8 protein-coding genes are annotated in these 6,943 nt (G+C 66.9%); 4 read left to right on the top strand and 4 right to left on the bottom strand.

Features of this window, described 5'->3' with window-relative positions; genetic code table 11:
* From EOD07_RS16795 to EOD07_RS16785, 3 genes are all read left to right on the top strand, one after another.
* The coding region (locus EOD07_RS16795) for an ABC transporter substrate-binding protein (RefSeq protein ID WP_127236265.1) at nucleotides 1-889 on the top strand (889 nt) is incomplete at its 5' end.
* Nucleotides 890-929: 40 nt separating this feature from the next.
* The gene (locus EOD07_RS16790; protein ID WP_041004953.1) at nucleotides 930-1,829 is read left to right on the top strand and encodes an NAD(P)-dependent oxidoreductase; all 900 of its coding nucleotides are present in this window, start codon (nucleotides 930-932) and stop codon (nucleotides 1,827-1,829) included.
* Entirely contained in the window at nucleotides 1,826-2,107 is a 282-nt protein-coding gene (locus EOD07_RS16785; RefSeq protein WP_127236264.1) for a UxaA family hydrolase, read from the top strand. Before EOD07_RS16790 ends, EOD07_RS16785 begins: the two co-directional genes overlap by 4 nt.
* A gap of 29 nt (nucleotides 2,108-2,136) precedes the next feature.
* Here EOD07_RS16785 and EOD07_RS16780 read toward each other — a convergent pair whose 3' ends face one another.
* From EOD07_RS16780 to EOD07_RS16765, 4 genes are all read right to left on the bottom strand, one after another.
* Nucleotides 2,137-3,192, bottom strand: coding sequence for a succinylglutamate desuccinylase/aspartoacylase family protein (locus EOD07_RS16780; protein ID WP_127236263.1), 1,056 nt, complete (start codon nucleotides 3,190-3,192; stop codon nucleotides 2,137-2,139).
* Between the two features lie 92 nt (nucleotides 3,193-3,284).
* A complete protein-coding gene (locus EOD07_RS16775) occupies nucleotides 3,285-4,457 on the bottom strand; it encodes an MFS transporter (RefSeq protein WP_127236262.1) in 1,173 nt (390 codons plus the stop codon).
* A gap of 112 nt (nucleotides 4,458-4,569) precedes the next feature.
* The gene (locus EOD07_RS16770; protein WP_127236261.1) at nucleotides 4,570-5,946 is read right to left on the bottom strand and encodes an FAD-containing oxidoreductase; all 1,377 of its coding nucleotides are present in this window, start codon (nucleotides 5,944-5,946) and stop codon (nucleotides 4,570-4,572) included.
* Nucleotides 5,943-6,404 (bottom strand): DUF4126 domain-containing protein, encoded by a 462-nt coding sequence (locus EOD07_RS16765; RefSeq protein WP_127236260.1) that lies wholly within the window; start codon nucleotides 6,402-6,404, stop codon nucleotides 5,943-5,945. Before EOD07_RS16765 ends, EOD07_RS16770 begins: the two co-directional genes overlap by 4 nt.
* A 148-nt stretch (nucleotides 6,405-6,552) precedes the next feature.
* Between EOD07_RS16765 and EOD07_RS16760 the strand changes: the two genes are divergently transcribed.
* The coding region (locus EOD07_RS16760; protein WP_127236259.1) for a maltose acetyltransferase domain-containing protein at nucleotides 6,553-6,943 on the top strand (391 nt) is incomplete at its 3' end.

Raw genomic sequence — 6,943 nt, 5'->3', positions numbered from 1 at the left:
GATCAACATCCTGACGGTGGGCGAGGGCCACATGCGCATGGTGCTGGCGACCCGCAAGGGCTCGCCGATCAGGAACATCGGGGACCTGAAGGGCAAGACGGTCGGCGCGCTGGTCGGCGGCGACCCCTACAACGCGCTCTCGCAGATGCTGCTGCAGGAATTGGGCGACGCCGATCCGCGCGCCTTCAACATCAACATCGTCAACACGCCGACCCAGGCGGTGGCGGCATCGCTGCCGGAAGGCATGGACGCGTCGGTCGTGATCTACCCGGCCTTCCTCAAGGCCAATGCCGAGACCGGGCTGACGGGCATCATGAATTCCTTCGGCTACACCGAAGCCGGCTACAGCGGACCGGCGGGCGAGGGCGAAGGGCATTTGCTGCCGGGCGTCAAGAAATCGAAATTCTATCCCGACGGCTATTATCTGCACCGCTCCTTCTGGATCAGCAGCGACCGCATCGTTGGTGATGACGCGCCGATCGGCCAGGCCTTCCTGGTCGCCGCGCAGCGGGCGCTGGCGGAATTGCAGAAAGTCGATCCGAAGGACATTTCGCAGTCGGTCAACAAATATTGGGGCCTCGACCCCGCGCTCGGCGCGAAGGTCGTCGGCGACGAGGTGCTCTTCCAGCGTGGCTGGATCTGGCCGACGGAAGGCGATGCGGCCGCGGTCAGTCAGATTTCCCAGTTCATGGTGGCCGGCAAGATGATCCCCGAGGCGTTGAGCTGGGATCAGGTCAAGGCCGCCTTCGGCAAGGCGGCTCCGCTGCTGCAGAAGGCCTATGAGGGGACGGGCAAGATCCCGGACGAAAGCGGCTTTACCGACAAGAGCGCCAAGGACCTGCGCGGCCTGCCGGCCTGGCAGCTCGACCAGTGGAAGGCGCCTTCCTGAGCAGGCGCGTTCCTAAGAAACTCAGCGAAAAGGAGCATTAATGACCGAAGTAGGTTTTGTCGGGCTTGGAACCATGGGCGCTCCGATGGCCCGCAACGTGCTCAAGGCAGGATTTGGGCTCACCGTCTTCGATCTCAATCCCGCGTCGGTGGCGAAGCTCGTCGACGCGGGCGCTCGCGCGGCGGCTTCGCCGCGCGAGGTGGCGGAGCGATCGGAGGTCGTCATCACCATGCTGCCGGACGCGCCCGACGTCGAGGCGGCCGTGCTCGGCGAGAACGGCATCGGCCATGGGCTGAAATCCGGCAGCCTCTATATCGACATGAGCACGATCGACCCGCAGACCACGCAAAAGATCGGCGCGTGGCTCGCCCAGCGCGGCGTCGACATGATCGACAGCCCGGTGGGCAAGACCGTCGAGCATGCGATTGCCGGCACATCGACATTGATGATCGGCGGTGATGCCGCTGTGCTGGAGCGCGCCCGTCCCGTCCTGTCGGCGATGGGTGCGGACCTCATCCATTGCGGCGCTCTCGGCATGGGGCAGGCCATGAAGCTCACCAACAATCTCCTGGCGAGCGTATTGATCACCGCGAGCTCGGAGGCGCTGGTCGCCGGCGCCAAGGCGGGGCTGACCCTCGACACGATGATCAGCGTGCTCAAGACGACGATGGCCTGGAACCAGCAGCTCGCGGTCGCCATGCACAATCGCGCGCTCAAAGGCGACTTCGAGCCCGGCTTCATGGTCAAGCTCGCGCACAAGGACTGCCGCCTGGCGTTGGCGATGAACGAGGCGCTCGGCCTGGAGGCGCCGGTCGGCGCCGCCACGCTTGCGGTGCTTGGCGAGACGATGGACGCCGGCATGGCGGGCAAGGATGTCGGCGCGGTGCTGAAGCTCAGGGAGGACGCTGCCGGCGTCCAGGTGCGGCTGGCAAGCGCATGAGCCGGTCGGGCGCCATCGTGCTGCATGCCGACGACGACGTCGCGGTGCTGGCCGGGCCGGTGGAGGCAGGGGCGAGCGTTGCGACGCGCGGCGCCCGCGAAGGGCTCGTGCTTACGGCCGGCGCATCGCTCGATGCCGGTCACAAGCTGGCGCTGCGCGATCTGCCGGCCGGCGCCAAGGTGCGCAAATACGGCGAAGTCATCGGCCGGCTGACGGCGCCCGTCGCCGCCGGCGACCATGTCCATGTGCACAATCTGGAAAGCCTGCGCGGCCTCTGATCGAAAGCGCTCATCGATGGATGAGGGCTCTAGTCCTCCAGCGTGCCGGAGCGCGCGTCGGTGCTCCGGGCGTCGCCGGCGAGCTTCAGCAGATCCTCGCCGGCGCGGATGATGCGGCGTGCGCGGCGGGTCAGAATGAAGCCCGACTGCGGGGCAAACACTTCCGTGCGGCCACCGGACTCGCCGGGCGCATGCACGATCGTTGCCAGCCTGTCGCCTTTCCTGACGCGATCGCCAGGCTTGACGTCGTAGAGGATCGCGCCGGATTTGGGCGAAGGCATCATGTCGATGTTTTCCAACGGCACGACAGGGCCGGAAAATGTCTCGAATTTCGGTATGGACGAGTCCTGGACGACGCCGCGCGTCACCAGCAGGCGGTAGAGTCCGGCGGCATCGGCCGCGGCCAGGGCGCCATCGACATCGAGTATGCCGCGATATTCGACCGTGGTGACGGCGCGGCGATCGAAGCGCGCGACGCCGGCGGGCGCGTTCTGGTAGGGCATGATCGAGGCGCCTTCGAAGGTGCCGCTGTTGTCCTCGCTCCACAGCAGGACGGCTTCGGCGCCCATGGCGGCCGCGCAGTCGGCCATATGTGGCCACAGGCTGGTGTGGATGTAGAGATAGGCGAGGCCTTCGTCGTCGCAGTGGAGGTCGAGCACGATGTCCTGCCCAAGCGACAGCTGGACCAGCCGGTTCTTCAACCGGCGATCGGCGCCGCCCAGGCTGACATCCGGCAGCAGCCTGGCATCAGGCGTGGCAAGCAGCGGGAAGGAGCGGTTGAAGTTGGTGCGGGTGCCGAGATTGAAGCGGCCCTGATGCTCGCCGAAATGATATTGCGCGCGGCCGATCGGGTTGGCCCAGGGCACGATGGTGATCGGACCCCTGATGCGGCCCTCGGCCTCCGCCTTGGCAAGCATCGGCATCAGCGCGTCGATGGCGACGACGCCCGGCAGCTCGCCGGCATGGAGAGCGGCCTGCAGATAGGCGGAAGGGGCCGCCTTGTCCTTGCCCTCGAAGCGCAGGACCGGAAATTCGTAAACGACGCCTTCGCTGTCGCCGGCAATGCGTTCGATCGTCTTCTGCATGGGATACCTCTGCGTGACGAGGTTCACCCATGCATTTTTGCCATCGGGCTGTCGAGTGGTCCAGCCGCTCCGGGCTGTCGGGGCAGTCGCCGCTACCCTGCCGGTTGCGGCTGCAGGACTGTCCGGCGGTCGAGCGCCTGCGACAGCACGGCCACAGCGACGGCGAGAAGCGCGAGCGCCGCGCCCACCAGCGGCAGGTTGGCGTAGGAGACGCCGAGTGAGATGGCGAGGCCGCCGATCCAGGCGCCACCGGCATTGCCGACATTGAAGGCGCCCTGGTTGAGCGTTGCGGCCAGGTTCGGGCCTTCGGCCGCCGCCTCGACGACACGGATCTGCAGTGGCGGCACGACGATGAAGATCAGCATGCCCCACAGGAACACGATGGCCACGGCCACGCTTGCGATGGCGCCGAGCTCCATGAAGGCGAGGAACAGCAGGGCCATGGCGAGCAGCGTGGCGATCACCGTCGGCATCAGCTTCCAGTCCGCCAGCCTGCCGCCGATGATGTTGCCGATGGTCATGCCGGCGCCGAACAGGAGCAGCACCCAGGTGACGGTCGCCGTCGACAGGCCGGAGACGTGGGTGAGGTAGGGCTTGATGTAGGTGAAGACGGCGAACAGGCTGGCGGAGGCGAGCGAGGCGATCAGCATCGCCAGCCAGACCTGCAGCTTGCCGAGCACGCGCAGCTCGCCCACCAGGCCGCCACCGCTAGGCTCCGCGACGTCCGAAGGCACCAGCCAGGCGATGGCCGCGACCGAGATGAGGCCGATGCCGACGACGGCGAGGAAAGTGGCGCGCCAGCCGAAGGCTTCGCCCAACGCCGTGCCGGCGGGAACGCCGAGGATGTTGGAGAGCGTCAGGCCGGCGAACATCAGCGCGATCGCGCTCGCCCGCTTGTTGCGCGGCACGAGGCTCGCCGCGACGACGGAGCCGATGCCGAAGAAGGCGCCGTGGCCGAAGGCGGTGAAGATACGCGCCGCCATCAAGAGCCAGTAGTTCGGCGCGATCGCGCAGAGGAGGTTGCCGATGACAAAGAGGGCGGCGAGACCGACAAGCACAGGCTTGCGCGGCAGGCGCGCGGTCGCCATGGCGACGATCGGTGCGCCGAAGACGACCCCCAGCGCGTAGCCGGTCACCAGAAGGCCAGCCGACGGGATCGAGACGCCGAGATCGGCAGCCACCTCCGGCAGCAGGCCCATGATGACGAATTCCGTGGTGCCGATGCAGAAGGATGCAATGGCGAGCGCTAGGATCGGCAGCGGCATGGGATATCCGGACTGAATCGGTTCAAATTAAACTGGCGTTGCATACGCCCGGCGCACAAGCGCCATTGTTGCAATGCAGTAATGCAGAAACGGGAGAACGCCGCTGCCAGGCTTAGACCAGCGGCTTAAGCTCCTGGGCGATCGTGGGGAGCAACTCCGAGACATTGGGGTGGATGTGCATCGCCCGCGCGAGCGTCGAGATCGGCGCCTTGGCATACATCAGATCGAGCACGCAGTGGATCGCCTCGTCGCCTCCCGGGCCGAGCACCGAGCAGCCGAGGATTTCGCCGGTGTCGGCATCGGCGAGGATCTTCATGAAGCCCTGCGTCTCACCTTTTTCGACCGCGCGGCCGACACGGGTCATCGGCCGCTGTCCGACCAGCGCGCGGCGGCCGGATTTCCTCACGGCGGCTTCCGTCATGCCGCAGCGGCCGAGCGGCGGGTCGATATAGAGCGCATAGGCTTCGATACGGTCGCTGACCTTGCGCGGATCGTTGTCGAGCAGGTTGGCGGCGACGATCTCGAAGTCGTTGTAGGAGGTATGGGTGAAGGCGCCCCTGCCGTTGCAGTCGCCCATCGCCCAGATGCCGGGCACGTTGGTGCGCAGCTGGTCGTCGACGGTGATGTAGCCGCGCTGGTCTAGGGCGACGCCGGCCTTGTCGAGGCCGAGATCATCGGTGTTTGGAACACGGCCGAGCGCCAGCAGCACATGCGAGCCGACCGCCGGCGGCGTGCCGGCGTCGAATGTCACAGCGATGTTGGCGCCTTGTCTGGCGAAGCTGATGTTGCCGGCGCCGACATGAACGGCAATGCCTTCGTTCTCGAGGATGGACAGGATGGCGGCGGAGGTGTCCTCGTCCTCGCGGCCGGTCAGGCGCGGCGCCTTCTCGATCACCGTGACCTCGGACCCGAAGCGGCGGAACATCTGCGCGAATTCGAGCGAGATGTAGCTGCCGCCGACGACGATAAGATGGCTGGGCAGCACATCGAGATCCATCATCGAGGAATTGGTGAGATAGGGCACGTCGTGGATGCCGGGGAGGTCGGGCACCGAGGCGCGGCCGCCAGTGTTGAGGAAGATCTTCGGCGCCGTCAGCAGCTCGTCGCCGACGCGCACCGTATTGGCGGATTCAAAGCGCGCGTGGCCACGATAGAGCGTGCAGCCCTTCATGCCGCCGATCCATTTTTCGAGGTTGCCGCGGGCGTCGTTGGTGACCTTGTCCTTGCGCGCCTTGATGCGCTTGTAATCGACGCCGACGGGGCCTGAGAGCGCGACGCCATAGTCGGCGGCGCGGCGGGCGAGATGCGCGGCATAGGCGCTCGCCACCATCGTCTTGGTCGGCATGCAGCCGGTGTTGACGCAGGTGCCGCCGACGAACTTGCGTTCGACCAGCGCGACCTTCATGCCGGCGGCCTCGAGCCTGCCGACCAGCGGCGGCCCGGCCTGCCCGGCGCCGATGACGATGGCGTCGAAGCTCCTTGCGCTCATGCGACCGCCGCCACGATCAGCAGGCCGCCGATGATCGCCACCGCGTCCTCGATGAAGGCGGCGGGCGGATCCTTGCCGAAGGCGGCGGCCAGCCTGGCGCGGGCCTCGGCGCCGCCCAGCGTGCCGATCACTGCGCCGATGGCGCCGGCGACCAGGCCGCCGATGGTGGCGCCGGCCGTGGCACCGATCACCGCGCCGGAGAAGGCGCCGGTCACGATGCGGGCGCCGAATTGCTGCGGCACCTTGCGGCTCGGCGTCGACGGCAGCTGGTCGGTGACCAGCTCGACGATGGCTAGGATGGTGAAGATGCCGACGGCGATCCAGTGCCCCATGAAGCTCGCCCAGGTGCCGGCGACCGGCAGCCAGCCGAGATACGAACCCCAGGCGACGGCGGCGGGCGCGGTCATGGCGCGCAGGCCGGCAATGATGCCTATCAGCAGTGCAAGAATGTAAAGCATGATCGACCCCCTCAAACTGAGACCGTCGCATGGTCTCGCAACGGCAGGCTAGCACAAGCCAGGCGTTTGGCCACGGGGCTTTTGTCTGACAATCGATTATGCTCTGGCGACTATGGCTTTGGCAGCAGACGAAATCCGGAGGTGTCGCATGGCGACAAGCGAGCGCATGAAGATGGCGGCCGGCGAATGGTACACCTGCATCGACGATGAGCTGGAGGACTTGCGCGTCGCCGCCCGCGATGCGGTGTTCGAGCACAATGGTCTGCCGCCCAGGCAGCGCGGCAATATCGCCCCGGCCTTGCGGGCGCTGCTCGGCGGCGCGGGCGATGGGGCGCGCATCGAGGCGCCGTTCCATTGCGCCTATGGCTTCAACCTGTTCCTCGGCGAGGGCGTCTTCCTCAATGCCGGCTGCACCATCCTCGACACCGCGCCGGTGCGCATCGGCAAGGGGACGCTGCTCGGGCCCAATGTGCAGATCTACTGCGCCGAGCATCATCGTGAAGTCACTGGACGGCTGGCCGGGCTGGAGATCGCAAAAC

It is taken from the genome of Mesorhizobium sp. M2C.T.Ca.TU.002.02.1.1, assembly GCF_003997225.1.
Note: the sequence above shows the minus strand (reverse complement) of the source record. Positions and strands in the feature narration are given on the sequence as shown.